Source organism: Hyphobacterium sp. (genome assembly GCF_043584775.1).
Lineage (GTDB): Bacteria > Pseudomonadota > Alphaproteobacteria > Caulobacterales > Maricaulaceae > Hyphobacterium.
On sequence record NZ_CP121327.1, the window covers coordinates 25608 to 41482 of the forward strand.

General features: G+C 62.0%; 19 protein-coding genes and 1 pseudogene. 5 read left to right on the plus strand and 15 right to left on the minus strand.

The window, feature by feature from the left end; genetic code table 11:
- Positions 1 to 102 precede the first annotated feature (102 nt).
- From rplS to ffh, 14 genes and pseudogenes are all read right to left on the minus strand, one after another.
- Positions 103 to 501: a 50S ribosomal protein L19 gene (rplS, locus tag P0D52_RS00155; RefSeq protein ID WP_394693432.1), complete on the minus strand. Its 399-nt coding sequence runs from the start codon at positions 499 to 501 to the stop codon at positions 103 to 105.
- Positions 498 to 1208 carry a tRNA (guanosine(37)-N1)-methyltransferase TrmD gene (trmD, locus tag P0D52_RS00160; RefSeq protein ID WP_394693433.1) on the minus strand — a complete coding sequence of 237 codons (711 nt, stop codon included), beginning with the start codon at positions 1206 to 1208 and terminating at the stop codon, positions 498 to 500. The genes rplS and trmD overlap by 4 nt, the downstream gene beginning before the upstream one ends.
- Before the next feature lie 61 nt (positions 1209 to 1269).
- On the minus strand, positions 1270 to 1956 hold the full coding sequence (locus tag P0D52_RS00165; RefSeq protein WP_394693434.1) for a hypothetical protein: 687 nt from the start codon (positions 1954 to 1956) through the stop codon (positions 1270 to 1272).
- Positions 1957 to 2030: 74 nt separating this feature from the next.
- Complete coding sequence (locus P0D52_RS00170; protein WP_394693435.1) at positions 2031 to 2492, minus strand: hypothetical protein; 462 nt, start codon at positions 2490 to 2492, stop codon at positions 2031 to 2033.
- Between the two features lie 15 nt (positions 2493 to 2507).
- The gene (locus P0D52_RS00175) at positions 2508 to 2735 is read right to left on the minus strand and encodes a hypothetical protein (RefSeq protein ID WP_394693436.1); all 228 of its coding nucleotides are present in this window, start codon (positions 2733 to 2735) and stop codon (positions 2508 to 2510) included.
- A gap of 3 nt (positions 2736 to 2738) precedes the next feature.
- Entirely contained in the window at positions 2739 to 3317 is a 579-nt protein-coding gene (locus tag P0D52_RS00180; RefSeq protein ID WP_394693437.1) for a hypothetical protein, read from the minus strand.
- Positions 3317 to 3940 carry a hypothetical protein gene (locus P0D52_RS00185; protein WP_394693438.1) on the minus strand — a complete coding sequence of 208 codons (624 nt, stop codon included), beginning with the start codon at positions 3938 to 3940 and terminating at the stop codon, positions 3317 to 3319. Before P0D52_RS00185 ends, P0D52_RS00180 begins: the two co-directional genes overlap by 1 nt.
- A 9-nt stretch (positions 3941 to 3949) precedes the next feature.
- Positions 3950 to 4585: a hypothetical protein gene (locus tag P0D52_RS00190; RefSeq protein WP_394693439.1), complete on the minus strand. Its 636-nt coding sequence runs from the start codon at positions 4583 to 4585 to the stop codon at positions 3950 to 3952.
- On the minus strand, positions 4585 to 5307 hold the full coding sequence (locus tag P0D52_RS00195) for a hypothetical protein (protein WP_394693440.1): 723 nt from the start codon (positions 5305 to 5307) through the stop codon (positions 4585 to 4587). The genes P0D52_RS00190 and P0D52_RS00195 overlap by 1 nt, the downstream gene beginning before the upstream one ends.
- Positions 5308 to 6024: 717 nt before the next feature.
- A pseudogene (locus P0D52_RS00200) lies at positions 6025 to 6090 on the minus strand (hypothetical protein); the annotation flags it as partial.
- A gap of 455 nt (positions 6091 to 6545) precedes the next feature.
- Positions 6546 to 7133, minus strand: coding sequence for a hypothetical protein (locus tag P0D52_RS00205; RefSeq protein WP_394693441.1), 588 nt, complete (start codon positions 7131 to 7133; stop codon positions 6546 to 6548).
- A gap of 58 nt (positions 7134 to 7191) precedes the next feature.
- Positions 7192 to 7713 carry a ribosome maturation factor RimM gene (gene rimM / locus P0D52_RS00210; RefSeq protein WP_394693442.1) on the minus strand — a complete coding sequence of 174 codons (522 nt, stop codon included), beginning with the start codon at positions 7711 to 7713 and terminating at the stop codon, positions 7192 to 7194.
- 176 nt (positions 7714 to 7889) lie between these two features.
- On the minus strand, positions 7890 to 8384 hold the full coding sequence (gene rpsP / locus P0D52_RS00215; RefSeq protein ID WP_394693443.1) for a 30S ribosomal protein S16: 495 nt from the start codon (positions 8382 to 8384) through the stop codon (positions 7890 to 7892).
- Positions 8385 to 8426: 42 nt separating this feature from the next.
- Positions 8427 to 9950: a signal recognition particle protein gene (ffh, locus tag P0D52_RS00220; RefSeq protein ID WP_394693444.1), complete on the minus strand. Its 1524-nt coding sequence runs from the start codon at positions 9948 to 9950 to the stop codon at positions 8427 to 8429.
- Between the two features lie 239 nt (positions 9951 to 10189).
- On the opposite strand from ffh, the gene P0D52_RS00225 reads away from it, so the two are divergent.
- Both P0D52_RS00225 and P0D52_RS00230 read left to right on the plus strand, forming a co-directional pair.
- Entirely contained in the window at positions 10190 to 11617 is a 1428-nt protein-coding gene (locus tag P0D52_RS00225; RefSeq protein WP_394693445.1) for a glutamate-cysteine ligase family protein, read from the plus strand.
- The gene (locus tag P0D52_RS00230) at positions 11605 to 12606 is read left to right on the plus strand and encodes a succinylglutamate desuccinylase/aspartoacylase family protein (RefSeq protein ID WP_394693446.1); all 1002 of its coding nucleotides are present in this window, start codon (positions 11605 to 11607) and stop codon (positions 12604 to 12606) included. The genes P0D52_RS00225 and P0D52_RS00230 overlap by 13 nt, the downstream gene beginning before the upstream one ends.
- Here P0D52_RS00230 and P0D52_RS00235 read toward each other — a convergent pair.
- On the minus strand, positions 12603 to 12908 hold the full coding sequence (locus P0D52_RS00235; RefSeq protein ID WP_394693447.1) for a hypothetical protein: 306 nt from the start codon (positions 12906 to 12908) through the stop codon (positions 12603 to 12605). The two genes, P0D52_RS00230 and P0D52_RS00235, sit on opposite strands and share 4 nt — an antisense overlap.
- 141 nt (positions 12909 to 13049) lie before the next feature.
- On the opposite strand from P0D52_RS00235, the gene P0D52_RS00240 reads away from it, so the two are divergent.
- The 3 genes from P0D52_RS00240 to P0D52_RS00250 are packed head-to-tail and all read left to right on the plus strand — an operon-like array spanning position 13050 to position 15870.
- Positions 13050 to 13502 (plus strand): hypothetical protein, encoded by a 453-nt coding sequence (locus P0D52_RS00240; RefSeq protein ID WP_394693448.1) that lies wholly within the window; start codon positions 13050 to 13052, stop codon positions 13500 to 13502.
- A 50-nt stretch (positions 13503 to 13552) separates the two neighbouring features.
- Positions 13553 to 14275, plus strand: a complete 723-nt coding sequence (locus P0D52_RS00245) for a Sir2 family NAD-dependent protein deacetylase (RefSeq protein WP_394693449.1) — start codon at positions 13553 to 13555, stop codon at positions 14273 to 14275.
- Positions 14272 to 15870 carry a tetratricopeptide repeat-containing sulfotransferase family protein gene (locus P0D52_RS00250; RefSeq protein WP_394693450.1) on the plus strand — a complete coding sequence of 533 codons (1599 nt, stop codon included), beginning with the start codon at positions 14272 to 14274 and terminating at the stop codon, positions 15868 to 15870. Before P0D52_RS00245 ends, P0D52_RS00250 begins: the two co-directional genes overlap by 4 nt.
- Positions 15871 to 15875: the final 5 nt, after the last annotated feature.

Genomic DNA, 15875 nt, shown 5'->3' on the forward strand with positions numbered 1-15875 from the left:
ATATGCAACGGCCCCGGAATGACGGAGTGGAGGGCCGGGCCTTGAAAACAAAAAAGCCCGCCGGTGAGGGCGGGCTTTTTCAATTCAGGATGCGATGAAGGCCTAGTCGGCTTTCTTCTCGCGGCCGTTTTCCATGTTGCGGCCGGTGGTGCGCTCGGAAATCCGGGCCGACTTGCCGCGGCGATCGCGCAGATAATAGAGCTTGGCGCGGCGGACATTACCACGGCGCACGATCTCGATTTTCTCGACATTCGGCGAGTAGACCGGGAAAACCCGCTCGACACCTTCACCGAAGGAGATCTTGCGGACCGTGAAGCTCTCCTGCAGGCCGGCCCCATTGCGGCCGAGGCAGACGCCTTCAAAGATCTGGATCCGCTCGCGCTCGCCCTCTTTGATGCGGACGTGCACTTTCAGCGTATCGCCCTGATCGAAATCCGGGTGGGATTTTTCGCCGATCACACGGACAGCTTCGTCTTTTTCAATCTTCTCGATGAGGTTCATCGGTTGTCTCCTTGCCGGCGGATGTGGCGCTCCCACAAATCCGGACGTCGTTCCTGCGTCACTTTCTTCGCCATTTCCCGGCGCCATTCGGCCACTCGGCCATGATCACCAGACAACAGCACTTCCGGGATCTCCTCCCCCTCCCACTCGCGCGGACGCGTGTATTGGGGGTATTCGAGGAGATCACCCTCGAAACTCTCTTCCTCGGCCGAGGCCGGATCCCCCAGCACTCCGGGGATCAGACGCACGCACGCCTCTATGAGGCAGAGCGCGGCCGCTTCGCCGCCGGCGAGAACCGCGTCACCGACGCTGATCTCCTCCAGCTGCCGCGTCTTGATGACCCTTTCGTCAAGGCCTTCAAAACGCCCGCAAAACACCACAACGCCGGGGCCCGCGGCCAGCTCCCTTGCGCGGGATTGGCTGAACGGACGGCCCCGTGGCGTCAGATAAATCCGCGGCCGTTCCTCATCGGATGAGGCGTCCACCGCATCAATTGCCGCCGCCGCCACATCCGGGCGCAAGACCATTCCGGCCCCGCCGCCAGCAGGCGTGTCGTCAACGGAGGCGTGCTTATGACGGGAAAATTCCCGGATGTCCACCGTTTCTAGCGCCCATAAACCCTTCTTTTGCGCAGTCCCGATCAGGGACACGCCCAAAGGCCCCGGAAAGGCCTCCGGAAAGAGGGTGAGAACACTGGCGGTAAACATGACGGGCGGCGTTTAGCAGAGCGGGATGCGCTTGGCGAGTCGGGGGTTAGAAAGGCTCCGACTAATAGTGCATCAGCGTAATGTTGCGTTCCGCAATCTGCCATGTGTTTGTATCATCTCTGCCCAACAGGACGTGGCCCCTTATAACGATATCAGTGTTATCCTGTGACCAACCATTGGTGTATTGCAGCAATGTATTGGTATGACGTATGCGGAATTCGGCGACCGCCCATTGCCCATCATCGGAAAAGCCGGGACGGCTCATTTCCAACAAGGCAATGTTCTCGGAAGTGGTGTGTGCGTTGCCTTCGACACCATGCCAGAAATCCGCCTGTATGTAACGGGCGTTCCGAAGCAGGCAGTCCCAACTCTGCTGACGACTGGAGGCTTGCACAAAATCTGAAAGTAGCCCCGGTATTTCGTTCATCTCCTGATCCCTGAAATTGAATGTGAACCTTTCCGGACGGCTATTTTCCAGCCTTTGCGACGGTGACATCCCGTCATATTGCCGCATGGTTTCGAACAGGCAGGCTTCGAACGCTTCGCCTGATTGAAATTCGTCATGCAAACAGGGCGCGTCCAGCCATGAACGCGGCGGACGCACGGCCACAAAACGTTCATCGGGACCGGAGAGGATGGGTTGCATATACCGCTCTTCATCCCAGTTGGCAGACGATACCGCCTCCAGCACGACGCAATCCTCGGCATCGCTGAGTAAAAGCGCCCCGGCCAACAGAAGTTCGATCATCTGGTCACCTCCCCGAAATCGCGGTCAGGTTGCGCCGGTTCGGGGGCGGGGGCAAGCGCCTGGCGAGCCGGGGGTTAGTTGAATTGCTCCATGTGGGCGGCGTCATGCTCAACCCAGCCATTTTCTGTCTGCCGCAGAAGAAGGTAACCGAAGCCGCCGGACGCCCAGGGCTCCGGCATATCCGGCTCATCAAGGCGGGGTGGCTGTTGCCGCTGGGAATAATAGACCAACGCCCATTGGCCGTCGCTGGAATAGCCGGGACGGCTGAGGCCGTGTGCGGACAAACCGGTCCCGTATGGCAATTCGGCGAGAACATCGAGGAGGGTGCGGTCGGTGGGAATATATGCCCACCCGTGAGGTGGGCAATCCCATGCCGTTTGCGCGGCAGCCGTCTGGATGAAGTTGCTGGCCAGGCCCTCGGGCAATTCTCCGAACTCCCGAACCAGATAATCGTGAACCTCGGCGAATAGCTCTGCGGCCAATTCTCGGCGCTCGCTTTCGGGCAATGCCGGATAGATCACGTCATGCCAGTGCACGACCTCGTCATACCGCTACGCCGGAACCGTGCGGTCCGCGCCTATCTCAGGCCAGTCAGCATAAACCGGCGTGTCCCGCATCATGTAGACGGCGCGGCCCACACCCGTCCATTCGACGCTATTGTCTTCAGGTCGCTCGATTCTCACGAGGTTGGTTTCCACCGGCTCCGGCAGGATTGCCGCCAGCACGGCGCAATCCTCGGCGGAGGATTGAAGGGCGAAGGCCAGAAGAAGTTCGATCATCCGCTAGTCCTCCGCCTCGCAAGGGGGCGTGGCCGGCCAGTCCGGATCGTCGCCACCATCCATCATATAGTTGATGCCGAGGATGAGGCAGTCGACGTCGCGGCCGCGGCTGTAGATATACCGGCGCACCGTATTGCGCGCGGACCGGCCAAAGGATTCGGCCTGCTCGCGCGCATTGCAGCTGGAATCGACCACGCGCGTAAAGCCATTTCGGACATTATAGACCACCATACAGGTCGCGCGTGCCTCGGCGAAATTGGCGCGGATGGGATATTGGGTACGCAGACGCACGAGCAGCTGGCTCTCGCCCCACCAGTCAATGCCGTCATCGGTGCGGTCGCCATAAAGCGTCAGCGTGGTTTCGATGCGGTCGCCATTGCGCTCGATCAGATACTCCGAATAGTCGCGCTCCCAGCTGACCTGGCGAAGCGCTTCGGCTTCGGCACCGGCAATGTCGTCGGTGTCGGTGCAGCTCACCTCGATATCATCGGCAAAGGTGCGGTTGATGGTGAAGGCCACATCGCAGGTGGCGATGAATTCCGACGATTGCAGGGTCAGGGCGACGAGGGCGGCGGCGATCATTACTCGTCTCCCGTACTACAAAGGCCGGAACGTTCTGGCTCCTCGCGAGCCGGCATTTCTGGTGCAGGTCTTTCTCCGACAACCTGCGCCGTGACGGACGTGCCATCGGTGAAGCAATATCCATAATCGAGCGGTAGAAAACGCGAATTCTCGAGCGCTTCATTCATCGCCCGCGCAGCAAGCTGCCGATCGTGATCTGTATCGGGACCATCCAGCCAACAAGTCGAGTTGATGTTGACAGCTTGACCCAACGCATTCGGCCAGAGCGCATAATCACACGCCATATGGCGATTCCCGCGTTCTACGGACCGTGTGGGGAATTGCGGGACCGTCAATACAAGGACCTGCCCCGGAAGGGGTTGCCAGACACCGCTTTCATCCATCTCAAACACAATCGAAGAAGCGTACTGGCCGACACGGTCCCATCTCAAATCGAGATCAACCCGGGAGAGAACCTCGTTGGCTCGCGCGTGCAAGCCCGGGTCGGAATTCGCGTTCGAGCAATCCGCATGAAGCGATGTGATTTCGCGCCCGCCAAAGCGGCGGCTTACATCCGCGACGACATCACACTGGGCTTCCGGCGTGGCGCTCTGGAGAAGCAGGGCCGCGAAGAGTTCGATCACGCCCCGCTCCTATCCGCATAATTGCGGCAGAGGCCGCATGTCCGGTTCGATGTCATTGTCATTGTTATAGCGTCCACCGGTGACATCGATGGCGGTCGACACGGCGCGGACCTCGTCCTGAAAGCAATACTCCGCCGTGGTCGGCATGAAGCGGGTGTGGCGCAGGAGGTCGGAGATCATGTCATCGGCGGTGCGAATGGCGCTGGCGGGGCGCACGCTGCCATCCACATAGCAGCTGTTCTGCGGCAGGCGCGGGCGTCCGCGATAATCCGGCTGCACCGCCCAGGAACAGGAGACGGTCCGATAGCCGTCCATCATCATGCGCACGGGCATGGTGGCCGGGATGGAGATGATGACCTGCCCCGGCACGGCCTGCCAGCTGCCGTCGGCGGCGCGCTGGAACCAGACCTCGCTTGCGGTCAGCAATTGGGCATGGCGCAGGCGGCTGGTGTCCAGCGTGCCCGCGGCGGCCTCGGCGGCGGCCTGCAGCGCGGCTGCATCGGCGATATCGGGCGGACAGCCGATATCCACCTCGACGATGCGCTGCTCTCCGCCGCGTATGCGGGTCTTGATATCCAGATCACAGGCCACTTCAGCCGGCGCTGCGGTCTGCAGCAAGAGGGCGAATGTCAGTTCGATCATCATTAATTGGCCTCCAGCGGGATTTCGCACGGCGGGGCGGGCGGGGCCGGGATGTTGATGCGCTGCTGGAACCAGAAGGAGAGGCTGGTTTCCTGGCAATAGATGTCCTCGTCGCCGACAAAGACATAGCGCTCCACCACGCTGCCGGAGACCCGCTCGAAGGCCTCTTCCAGACCCGGCGTCAGACAGGTGACGCCTTGTGTTTCGGCCTGATTGTCGATGACGTGAAAACTGATCGTACAGATCGCCGGGGCACCGCGCCGGGCCTGCGAATTGGGATAGCTGGGCACCGCGCCCAGAACCATGGTCGTCTCCGCCAGCCAGTCGGGCCGGTCCGGCTCGTTCAGATTGCGCCGCATCAACAGGCGTCCGCGCACCGTGTCGCGGCGCATCTGGCTGTCGGTATTGCGGCGGGTTTCAAAATTCATCACCTCATAGGCGCGGGCCTCGACCTCCGCGGTCAGATCTCCGGCCGGGCAGCTGACTTCCAGATCCCGCGGACGCCGCCGTCCGGCCTGAAACGACCAGGTGCAGACCACATTGCGCGGCCCCGAATAGCGTTCGGGTTCGACAAAGCTGGCATCCAGCTCGCCCTGTCCGGCAAAGCCATCCTCGCCCAGCGCGTCACCCGCCAGTTCCGGCATATTGGCCAGGTCGGTTGGCGCGGCATCGGGATCCTTGACGTCCTGCACGAGAAGCACAGTGGCCAGCAACAGCTCTATCATTGGTCTCTCTCCCCTTCACAAAAATCAGGCAGCTCATCCGGATTGGTTCCGGGTGTGCCGCGCGACTGGATCGCGTTCGGATTCTCGTAGAGAAAATCCCGCTCGATACAGTATCGGGTCCCCGTTGGCAGCCAGATTGTGTTCTCGATCAGCGAACGCAAATCGTTGTTCAGAAAGGCGACAACCGACGGGTTGCGCCCCGGATTCACCGAGGTCACGCAGGCAATATTGTCGCCGGAGGCGCGGCCCGTTGGCCCCTGCGATATGCCGGCGCGGCAATGGCCGGATGCGCGGCGACGCTGCATGTCTTCGTCCGCTGCGGGCAAGCGCGTCAGAATGATCTGGCCCTCTGGCAATTGCCAGCCACCCGACGGGGAATAATCAGCCATCAGAATATCTTCGAGATAATAGCCATTGTGGGATTCAACGCCCAGATCGACCTGGCCGAGGGCCTGCCCCATCAGGGCTTGCAAGGCGCCGAGGTCGGGTGCGTTCTGCGGACAGCGCAGCTGCAAACCCGCCCCGCCGCCTTCCATCGCTGCGAGTTCCAGTTCGCAATACGCCCGTCCGGATTGCGGGTCGTAAAATGCGTCAGTGGCAACGGAATCAAATCGGGAAACGAGATCGATATAGGGACGAAGCGGCTCGGGAAAATGTGCCTCATAGCCGTCCGGATATTCGCACGAAGGCGGTTCAACCTCGGGGACTGGCGGCATGTCATCCGTGACATTGTATTGATAGGCGATCCAGCCGCACAGAACTGGCAGGCCGCGGGTATAGGTCCGGCCTTCGACAGCCTCCGCATTGCTGCGTTCGAAATAGCGGTCATGGGCCGGATCAAGGCATCGCGACCCAGCCGCCTGAACCTCACCTTCAATCACGTGAAAGCGGACGGCGCATTCCCCGTGAATGTCGGCGTTCAGCGCCGCCGAGGGTGTCTGGGGAAAGACCGTGTCGAGCACAATACTGGTCACATACCATTGTGTATTTCCCGCATCGGTAACGCCGAAAGTAAGGACATCGGTCATGACCGGCAAATTTGATCGGGGCAGGTCCGCAGTCTCTATCTGGCGCCGGATTTCCGCTTCGGCACCGGCCCGGTCCGGCATCCCATGCGGGCAGTTGATGGAGAGATTCCGGGCATTGCGGCGCTGTGTGTCAAAACTGACCTGGCATTCATAGGGGCCCGCAACGGCCGTTGATTGAAGCGCAGCTGCGAGAATGGCCCCGATCATCGCCTAGTCCTCGTTATCGGAACAATCCGGGACGTCCGGGAAGCCGGGAGAGGGATTTTCCGGATGCGGGAAATCCACGCTGAAGGTCTGGGAGAAAGGGGTGTCGGTGTCGACGAAATAGGAGCGGCGAATGGCGCGGCGCATTTCGCGGATGAACTCGCCCCGGAAATCCTCGGCGCGGCAACGAATGCAGATATTTTCCGGCGTGCCTTCGATAATGTCATAGGTCGCCCGGCAGGCGCCGCTGATGCCGCTTTCATAGGCGTTCAGCGGATAATAGGCATTGATCCGCGAAATCACGCCCGGCTGGATGCGCCAATAGGCCCCGTCTTCATGCTCCTCGCGAACGAAGAAGATCCGGCCGGACATGTCGCGAATGCTGAGATCACGCAGGGTGGGCAGGGCGGACCGCATTTGCTGGCGGACCTGCTCTTCCATCACTTCGCGGTTTTCAACATCCGGGCGGATGCGGATCGCCCGACCGCTGCGCGTCTGATAGGTAACATCACAATAGATGGCGTCGACCGGGGGGCATTTGCCGCATCCTCCGGCGGCACCATCAGGCTGGCGAACAGGACGCCGAAAATCCATTCCATGACACATACTCCCCAAGATTGATTGCAACCCTAGCAACCATTTCAGGGAGGTGTCAGCCTTTTTCAGTATTATCGTCTTCGTCGTCTTCGGGAAGGATCACCGTCACCTTGCGGTCACTCAGCGAGATGTCGGGCACGGCGTCGCGGGTAAAGGCGACAAAGACGCGCCCTGACGGTGTCTCGACCTCGAGCAGATCGCCGGCGCCGAAATTCTGGACGGCGGCAATCTTGCCAACGGGTGAGCCGTCCGGAGCGATGGCTTCCAGGCCCAGAAGATCGGTGATGTAAAACTCGTCCTCATCCGGCGCCGGCAGGGCTTCGCGCGGAGCAAAGAGCTTTGTGCCGCGCAAGGCGGCGACGGCTTCACGTTGCAGGCTTTCCCTGAAGGTGACGACAAAGCCATCCTTCACCGGCCGCCATTTGACCGGCGTCAGGATAGGCTTGCCCGCCTCGTCCAGAAACGGCCCATAGGTAAAACAGGCCGCCGGGTCTGCGGTGAAGGACCGCAAACGGGCTTCACCCTTCACGCCGTGCGCGCCCTTGATCTGGGCGATGGTGATGAGTCTGGAGGTCATGGCCAAGTCCTGCCGGGTGCTTCGAGGCTCGCTATCGCTCGCACCTCAGCATGAGGTAAATCATATTTCACCATCTACCTCACCCTGAGGTGCTGACGCAGTCAGCCTCGAAGGGCCTCGGCGAAAAGACCGCTCCCTCCCCACAGGGGGGAGGGGAAGAATGGCGTCGACGAAAACTAGCCTTCTTTCTTGTCGTCTTCGGCAGCTTCGGCCGGAGCCTCTTCAGCAGCAGCCTCTTCGGCCGGTGCTTCTTCAGCCGGTGCTTCTTCAGCCGGAGCAGCCGCGGCTTCAGCGGCAGCGGCCTTGGCTTCTTCCTCGGCGGCTTTCAGCTCGGCTTCTTTTTCAGCTTTCTCGGCGATGCGTTCCTGTGCCTTCTGGCCCGGCTTGCCCTTGTTCGGGTTGTCGCCATGCTTCCAGGCATAGGTCTCGGGCGCAGCTTCGTGCATGAAGCGGGCGACGCGGTCGGTCGGGCGGGCGCCCTTGGCATACCATTCCGCGATCTTTTCCATGTTGAGCTTCACGCGCTCGGCATCTTTCGGCAGCATCGGGTTGTAGGAACCGACGCGATCGATGAAGCGGCCATCACGCGGGGAGCGCGAGTCAGCAATCACGATGCGGTAGAAGGGGCGTTTCTTGGAGCCCGCGCGGGACATGCGAATTTTCAGTGCCATGGTTCAGTTTCCTTGAGTGTTGTTCGTTGGATATTCAGGTGATTATTTCTTGCCAAATCCGATCGGGAGGCCATCAGGGCCCAGCGGCGTTCCGCCGCCAAGGCCCGGCAGGGTGGAGCCGCCGGAGGCCGGTTTGTCCGCGCCGGGAAGACCGGGCAGACCGCCGCTTTTCGCGCCGCCCTTCATGCGTTCAATCAGTGCCGGATCGGGACCGCCGCCGCCCGGAGGCGTCAGACCGGCCATCATGCCGCGCGGGCCTTTCTTGCCGGCCTTCTTCATCATGTCGGCCATCTGGCGGTGCATCTTGAGAAGCTTGTTGACTTCCGGCACGCCGACGCCGGCGCCTGCGGCAATCCGCTTGCGGCGCGAGGCCTTGATCAGTTCCGGCTTCTTGCGCTCCTGCTTCGTCATCGAGGAGATGATTGCGCCCTGCTTTTTCAGAAGGCTGTCATCCATGCCGGCGGCTGCGGCCTGGGCCTGCATCTTCTTGTTCATGCCGGGCAGGAGACCCATGATTCCGCCCAGCCCGCCCATTTTCTGCAATTGCTTCAATTGCTCGGCGAGGTCGTCCATGTCGAACTTGCCCTTCGCCATCTTGCGGGCGAGGCGTTCGGCCTTTTCCTGATCAACGTCTTCAGCGGCGCGTTCAACCAGCGCGACGATATCGCCGCGTCCCAGAATGCGGCCGGCCATGCGCTTGGCATCGAAGCCGTCGAGGCCGTCCACCTTTTCCGATGTGCCGACGAATTTGATCGGCAGACCGGTGACATGGCGCATGGAGAGGGCGGCACCGCCGCGGCCATCGCCATCCATCCGGGTCAGGACAAGACCGGTCAGCGGCAAGCGTTCATGGAAGCGCCGCGCGGTTTCAACGGCATCCTGACCGGTCAGCGCATCGGCGACCAGAAGGGTTTCGCGCGGGCGGGCAACATCGGAAATCGCTTTTGCTTCCGCCATCATGTCTTCATCGATGGAGGTGCGGCCGGCGGTATCGAGGATAATAACGTCATAGCCCTGCAGGCGGCCCGATTGCAGGGCGCGCTTGGCAATGTCGACGGCACCCTGTCCGGCCACGATGGGCAGGAAGCCGGCCTCGGCCTGCTTTGCCATCTGCTGCAATTGCTCCATCGCCGCCGGGCGGCGCGTATCGAGCGAGGCGAGGAGGACCTTCTTCTTGTCGCGGGTCTGGATGCGGCGCGCCAGCTTGGCGGAAGTCGTGGTCTTGCCCGAGCCCTGCAGACCGGCCATGAGGATGACGATGGGCGGTTCCCCGTCCAGCGACAGACCTTCCGGTTCGCCTGTCCCGCCCAGCAATTCCACCAGACCGTCATGGACGATCTTGATGACCTGCTGGCCCGGGGCGACGGCACGGATGACATCCTCGCCAATCGCGCGTTCCTTGATGCCGGCGATGAAACTCTTGACGACGGGCAGGGCAACGTCGGCTTCCAGAAGCGCGGTGCGAATTTCGCGCAGGGCCTTGTCGACGTCTTTCTCTGAAAGCGCGCCGCGTCCGGTCAGGCTGTCAAAAACCCCGGAAAGCCGTTCTGTTAAAGCGTCGAACATGTGTTCGCCCGTCTCCATTGCCGCATTATGCAGACACAGGAAATACCACCCCGGTGAGCGAAAACTTCGCCGACCGCGGGACCTCGCCGACATCGCGTGCCGGTCAAGGCAAGCATCCCTGCTTGCATGTGAGCGGCGGGAGTTACGCGCCTGCAGCAGGAATGTCAAGAAATGCGGCCATCCGCCACTTGGAAGAAGGCGATGATCGCGTCTAAAGTCGCTTTGCGGGGAGGGTGCGCATGGGGCAGGAAGTAAATGATCGCGACTATGTCGATGCGCCGGCCTTTCTGAAACGCCTGCGCGCCGAGACACGGCTTGTCTCCGATTGTTTCCGGGATCAACGCTTCGAGACGTTTGATCCGCCCATGATCGGAGCGGAAGTCGAGGCCTGGCTGATTGATGACAACTGGTTGCCGGCGCCGGAGAACGAGGCTTTTCTTGAAAAGCTGGACGAGCCTCTGGCGACGCATGAGCTGGCCCGCTTCAATTTCGAGCTCAATCTCGATCCCCACGCCCTGCCCGGCGGGCTGCCGAAGCTGAAGGACCAGATCGAGAAACTCTGGGACGATTGCACGCAAGCGGCGGACACGCTGGGCCTGAAACCCTTGATGATCGGCATGCCGCCCACCCTGATCCAGGACATGCTGTCGCTGGACACGATGACGCCGTCCAACCGCTACAAGGCGCTGAACGAGCAGGTCATGAAGGTGCGCGGCAAGCCGACCGAGATCGAGATCGCGCGGCGCGAGCAATTGCAGCTCGCCCAGAACCATCTGATGATCGAGGCGGCTTGCACCTCCCTGCAAACCCATCTGACGGTCAATCCCGGTGAGGAAGAAGCGCGGATGTTCAATGCCGCGCAGATCGCCGCCGGTCCGGTCACCGCCATTTCCGCCAATTCGCCTTTCCTTTATGGCCGCCGCCTGTGGGAGGAAACGCGCATTCCCGCCTTTGAACAGGCGATTGGCATTCCTTCTTTCCGGGGCCGCGATGGTGCGAAGGTCGGGCGGGTCACCTTCGGGGCGGGCTGGCTGCGCAAGAGCCTGATGGAGCTCTTCCTTGAAAACCTCGACGGGCATGAGGCCCTGCTGCCGCTGATCGAGGACGCGCCGCCGGAAAAATTGCGGCATTTCAAGCTGCAGAACGGCACGCTTTGGCGCTGGAACCGGCCCATTGTCGGCGGCGATTGTTCCGGCACGCCGCATCTGCGTATTGAAAACCGGGTGACACCTGCCGGGCCGACGGCGATCGATATGGTCGCCAATGCCGCCTTCTTCATCGGCCTGACCCGGCATCTGGCGGCGCTGGACGTGCCACCGGAAAAAGACATGGATTTTGCGGCGGCGCGGGGGAATTTCTATGCCTGTGCGCGGCGCGGCCTGGGGGCGTCGGTGCAATGGACGGACGGCGTGTTGCATGATGTCCAGCGCCTGATCCACGATCAGCTGGTCGAGGCGGCACGCGACGGGCTGATGGCTTCGGGTGTTCCTGAGCATGAGGCTTCGGCGGTTCTGAATCCCATTCGCGAGCGCGCGAAGTCGGGTCAGAATGGCGCGGCCTGGCAGCGCGGATGGGTGAATTGTCATGGCCGGGATTTCCAGGGTCTGGTCGCGGCCTATTATGAGCACCAGCAAAAGGGACGGCCCGTTCATACATGGCGCATCTAGAGTTTCCGATTGACCGGCTTGAGGCCCTGCCTGACCTGTCGGGCATTGCCGCGCGCGATGTGCGCAGCGTCTTTCCCGAAAGCGCTCTGATCTCGCTGGAGGGACGCCACAAGCAAGCCCTGTTTGTCTCCGTGCTGATCCATGGCAATGAGACGGTCGGCTGGGAGGCGCTGAAACGGTTGCAGGCCTGGATGGCGGATCACCCCTTGCCGCGCTCTCTTCTGATCTTCATCGGCAATGTCCGCGCCGCCGAACAGGGCGTGCGCATGGTCCCTGGCCGGCCGGACTATAATCGTATCTGGCGCGAGGGTGATACGCCCGAGCATGATCTTGCGGCGCGCGTGACGGAGATTGTCCGCGCGGCCAAACCTTTCGCCGCCATTGATCTGCACAATAATACCGGGGCCAATCCCTTCTATGCGCTGGTCCATCATGAGCGCCCGGAAGACTTGCAATTGACCAGCCTGTTTTCGCCCAATGCGATGATGACGCACAATCCGCCCGGCACGTGTAGCGAGGCGATGTCGGCCTTTTGCCCGGCAATCACCGCGGAGTGCGGGCATTCCGGTGTGGCTGCCAATGAAGAGGCCGCCTTCAACCTCGTGCTGGATACGCTGCATCTTGATCACTGGCGCGGCGCGCCGGATTTGCCGCTTGATCTTTATACCGTCACGGGGCGCATCCTGATCGATCCGGCCGCGCGCATGGTCTTTGAACATGGCGTAGAGGGCGATGTGGAATTTCCCGCCAGTCTGGAGAAATGGAATTTCTACGACCGCCCGGCGGGCTCGGCCTTTGCGCGTATCCTGACGGGTGGGGATCCGGTGCGCGTCACCACCGAGACCGGGGCGGATGTGACCGATTTGTGCTTTGCCCGCGAGGGCGACCGCCTGATCCTGAAGCGGGATTTTACCCCCGCCATGCTGACGACGAATGAAGCCGCGATCCGCGCGGATTGCCTGGGCTATCTGATGGAGAAGTCGAGCTAGGCTCTAAGCCGCCGGGCGAGTTCCGGCAGGGCCAGCACCAGCCAGAGCGCCGCCCAGATATTGCCGAGGAAGGGCAGGGGTGCGATCCACAAGACCGCCCGCAAGGGGTGTTTTTCAAAGAATGCGATGATCACGGCCAGAAAGAAAAAGCCGAGATAGAGATCAAACAGTGTCACCCTTCCCCATGGGTCGGACATCAGCCATGCACCCGCCGCACCGAAATCGCCGGTCGTGAACGCCAGCCAGATCAGCCCGCCGAGGGCGAGGCCGCCAAGAGCAGTCAGTAACCGTAAAATGATCATGGTGCGGGTTCCTTGTTTGCAGAACCTTACGTGAAGGCGCGGCTACCGGATCAGTGCGCCGGCGGCCCGTGCGACGGTTTGCGGCATTCTCTCGCGGGCGTGAGCGGTCCAGAATTGGCAGTCTGAGGGAGGGACAAGATCATGCGCACACTTCTATCCGCCACGCTGGCCGGTGGCCTGTTATTGACGGCCTGCTCGGAACCGGACCAAGGGGCCGCCAACAATGATGGCGCGCAGGAGACTTCCGGCGCCGCCACTTCGACGCCCGGTACCTTTCCCTCGGACGGTCCGGTTGGCGATCGGGTGCAGTACTATGTGACCCATCTGCGTCCCCAACTGCCCATGCCCATCAACAATTCGACGGTGATGGACGGAGTGCGCCGGAACGGGCTTGAAATCGAGTTGCATTACGAAGTGATCGACGCGTCGGTGACGCGCGCGCAATTGCAGGCCTGGCTGGCGGATAATGCGCCTCCCCATACGTGCGATAATGCCATGACCGCGCAAATGGTGCGGGACGGGGCCAGTTTTCGCTACACCTATTCCGGTGGGTCTCTGTCCCAGCCGGTCAGCCTGGCCGTGACCCGTTGCTGAAGATGCCACCGCCGGTTGGCGTGTGAGGCAGGAGGCGGCACACTGCGGCCATGACGACACCCCGCCTCCTCATTCTGACCGGCGCCGGTATTTCCGCGGAATCGGGTCTGGGCACGTTTCGCGACACGGATGGCATCTGGTCGAAATTCGACTGGCAGAAGCTGGCATCGCCAGAAGGCTTTGCCGAAGACCCGGTCGCGGTGCACGCTTTTTACAATGCGCGGCGGGCCGGATTGCTGGAGGCTGAGCCCAATGCGGCACATGCCGCGCTCGCCCTGCTGGAAGCGGCCTGGGTGAGATCGGGCGGCGAGTTTCTTCTGGTGACGCAGAATATCGATGATCTGCATGAACGGGCGGGCTCTGAACGCCTCATCCATATGCATGGCGAATTGCTGCGCTCGCGGTGTGAGGCGTGCGGCGACCTCAAACCCTGCCGCAGTGAGCTGACGATTGCGATGAGTTGTTCCGCCTGTGGCCGCGAGGGCTGCTTGCGTCCGCATGTCGTCTGGTTCGGCGAAATTCCGCTGGGTATGGACGAGATTTTCGAGCGCCTGTCTTCGGTCACGCATTTTGCCGCCATCGGCACGTCCGGTTCGGTCTGGCCCGCGGCCGGGTTTGCCGCAGAAGCTGCGCGCGCCGGGGCCGCGACCTGGGAGTTGTCCATGGAGGCCGGTGACAGCGGGCATGACCTTCACCATGCCGTCTATGGTCCGGCAACACAGACCGTTCCGGATTGGTGTGAGGCGTTGATTGCTGGGGCTTTCGGCACATGAGCGCCCTGCTTCAACAGGCCCAGGCGGCGCTGAATGCGGGCGATGCGGCCTTGGCCTTGCAGGCCAGTCAGGCGGCTGTGAAGGCCAATCCCAATGACGCCAATGCGCATTATCTCAATGCCTGTGCCTTGCGCCTTTCCGGCCGCGCCGGGGATGCGCTGCGTATCCTCGATTTCCTCAATCAGCGCATCGCGAACCAGCCGGACCTGATCAACATGGCCGGTCTGTGCCGCCGTGATATGGGCGATGTGGCCGGTGCACGGCGGGATTTCGAACGGGTCATGGCGCTGGCACCGCAGCATGCGCCAGCGCTGGGCAATCTGGCCGGGCTGCTGGCCGAGACCGATCCCGAGGCGGCCCTGAGCGCCTACGAAAAGCTTGCGGCGCTGCAACCGCAAAACGCCGAACCGCCGGCCCTGTCCGCCTCGCTCTGCCTGACGCTGCGCGACCATGATCGCGCGCGGGACTTTCTCGCCCGGGCATCCGTCATTGATGAGAACGCTCTTCTGGTTCGTTCCGCCAAGGCGGGTCTGGCGCTTGCGACCGGTGAAGCGAAGGACGCCCGCGATTGTCTCGATGGCTTTCTTGAACAGGCCAGAGGCGTTCCGGCGCAACTTGCCGTCGCCTGGGGGCGGCTGGGGGAGGCCTGTCACAAGCTGGACGATTATCCGGCGGCGTTCGAGGCCTGGTCGCGCGCCAACCGGATCCAGAGACAAAGCTGGGACGGCCGGTTTGCCGGATATGATGGTCCGCGTTCGCTGGCATCGGCGGAGCGTCTGGCGGACTGGTTTGTTGCGCATGATCCGGCACCTCTGTCGGCGGAGCATCTGACCGGGCCTGCACCGGTGTTTCAGGTCGGTTTCCCGCGATCTGGCACGACGCTGCTGGAGCAGATGCTGGATGCCCATCCCGGCATAGAGACACTGGAAGAACAGGATGCGATCGGGCCGATCATTCAGGCGGTTGGCGATACGCCGGATCGTCTGGCGCGGCTGTCCTCGCTCGGCGCAGAGGAGATCAACGCCTTGCGCGCGGCCTACTGGCGCGCGGCGCGGCCAGCCGGCCCGCCGGACGGCGCGCATGTCTTTATCGACAAGTATCCGATGAATCTCGTCTGGCTGGGGCCGCTGATGCGGGTTTTCCCGGATGCAAAGATCATTCTGTGTCTTCGCGATCCGCGTGATTGCGTCTTTTCGGCCTTCCAGCAACGCTTTGCCGTTAATCCGGAAATGTATCGCACGTTGGAGATCGGTGAGTGCGCCCGGCTCTATGATACGGCCATGCGGGCCGGTCAGGCGGCGCTGGCGTCCGATCATGCCGTGCCGGTCCACACAGTGCGCTATGAAGATGTCGTTGCCGATTATCGCGGTGTGATGGCGCCCCTGATCGCCTTTCTTGGCCTCGACTGGGACGAGGCGGTCGCGGGTTATCGCGAAAAAGCGGAGACCAAGCGGATCAAGACGCCGTCGGCGCCGCAAGTGGTCAAACCGCTCTATGCATCCTCCATCGGTAAATGGCGGAAATATGATTTTGCCCTGGAACCGGCGCGCTCCGTGCTCGATCCGTGGGTGGAAAAATGGGGGTATGAGGCCTGATCCGC

Bases quoted from the DNA above. Each gene is read 5' to 3' on its own strand.
- P0D52_RS00205 (WP_394693441.1), bottom strand. From the start codon at position 7,133: ATGGATTTTCGGCGTCCTGTTCGCCAGCCTGATGGTGCCGCCGGAGGA.
- rimM (WP_394693442.1), bottom strand. From the start codon at position 7,713: ATGACCTCCAGACTCATCACCATCGCCCAGATCAAGGGCGCGCACGGC.
- ffh (WP_394693444.1), bottom strand. From the start codon at position 9,950: ATGTTCGACGCTTTAACAGAACGGCTTTCCGGGGTTTTTGACAGCCTG.
- trmD (WP_394693433.1), bottom strand. From the start codon at position 1,208: ATGTTTACCGCCAGTGTTCTCACCCTCTTTCCGGAGGCCTTTCCGGGG.
- P0D52_RS00175 (WP_394693436.1), bottom strand. From the start codon at position 2,735: ATGATCGAACTTCTTCTGGCCTTCGCCCTTCAATCCTCCGCCGAGGAT.
- P0D52_RS00180 (WP_394693437.1), bottom strand. From the start codon at position 3,317: ATGATCGCCGCCGCCCTCGTCGCCCTGACCCTGCAATCGTCGGAATTC.
- rplS (WP_394693432.1), bottom strand. From the start codon at position 501: ATGAACCTCATCGAGAAGATTGAAAAAGACGAAGCTGTCCGTGTGATC.
- rpsP (WP_394693443.1), bottom strand. From the start codon at position 8,384: ATGGCACTGAAAATTCGCATGTCCCGCGCGGGCTCCAAGAAACGCCCC.
- P0D52_RS00250 (WP_394693450.1), top strand. From the start codon at position 14,272: ATGAGCGCCCTGCTTCAACAGGCCCAGGCGGCGCTGAATGCGGGCGAT.
- P0D52_RS00195 (WP_394693440.1), bottom strand. From the start codon at position 5,307: ATGATAGAGCTGTTGCTGGCCACTGTGCTTCTCGTGCAGGACGTCAAG.
- P0D52_RS00235 (WP_394693447.1), bottom strand. From the start codon at position 12,908: ATGATCATTTTACGGTTACTGACTGCTCTTGGCGGCCTCGCCCTCGGC.
- P0D52_RS00240 (WP_394693448.1), top strand. From the start codon at position 13,050: ATGCGCACACTTCTATCCGCCACGCTGGCCGGTGGCCTGTTATTGACG.
- P0D52_RS00225 (WP_394693445.1), top strand. From the start codon at position 10,190: ATGGGGCAGGAAGTAAATGATCGCGACTATGTCGATGCGCCGGCCTTT.
- P0D52_RS00190 (WP_394693439.1), bottom strand. From the start codon at position 4,585: ATGATGATCGAACTGACATTCGCCCTCTTGCTGCAGACCGCAGCGCCG.
- P0D52_RS00245 (WP_394693449.1), top strand. From the start codon at position 13,553: ATGACGACACCCCGCCTCCTCATTCTGACCGGCGCCGGTATTTCCGCG.
- P0D52_RS00230 (WP_394693446.1), top strand. From the start codon at position 11,605: ATGGCGCATCTAGAGTTTCCGATTGACCGGCTTGAGGCCCTGCCTGAC.
- P0D52_RS00165 (WP_394693434.1), bottom strand. From the start codon at position 1,956: ATGATCGAACTTCTGTTGGCCGGGGCGCTTTTACTCAGCGATGCCGAG.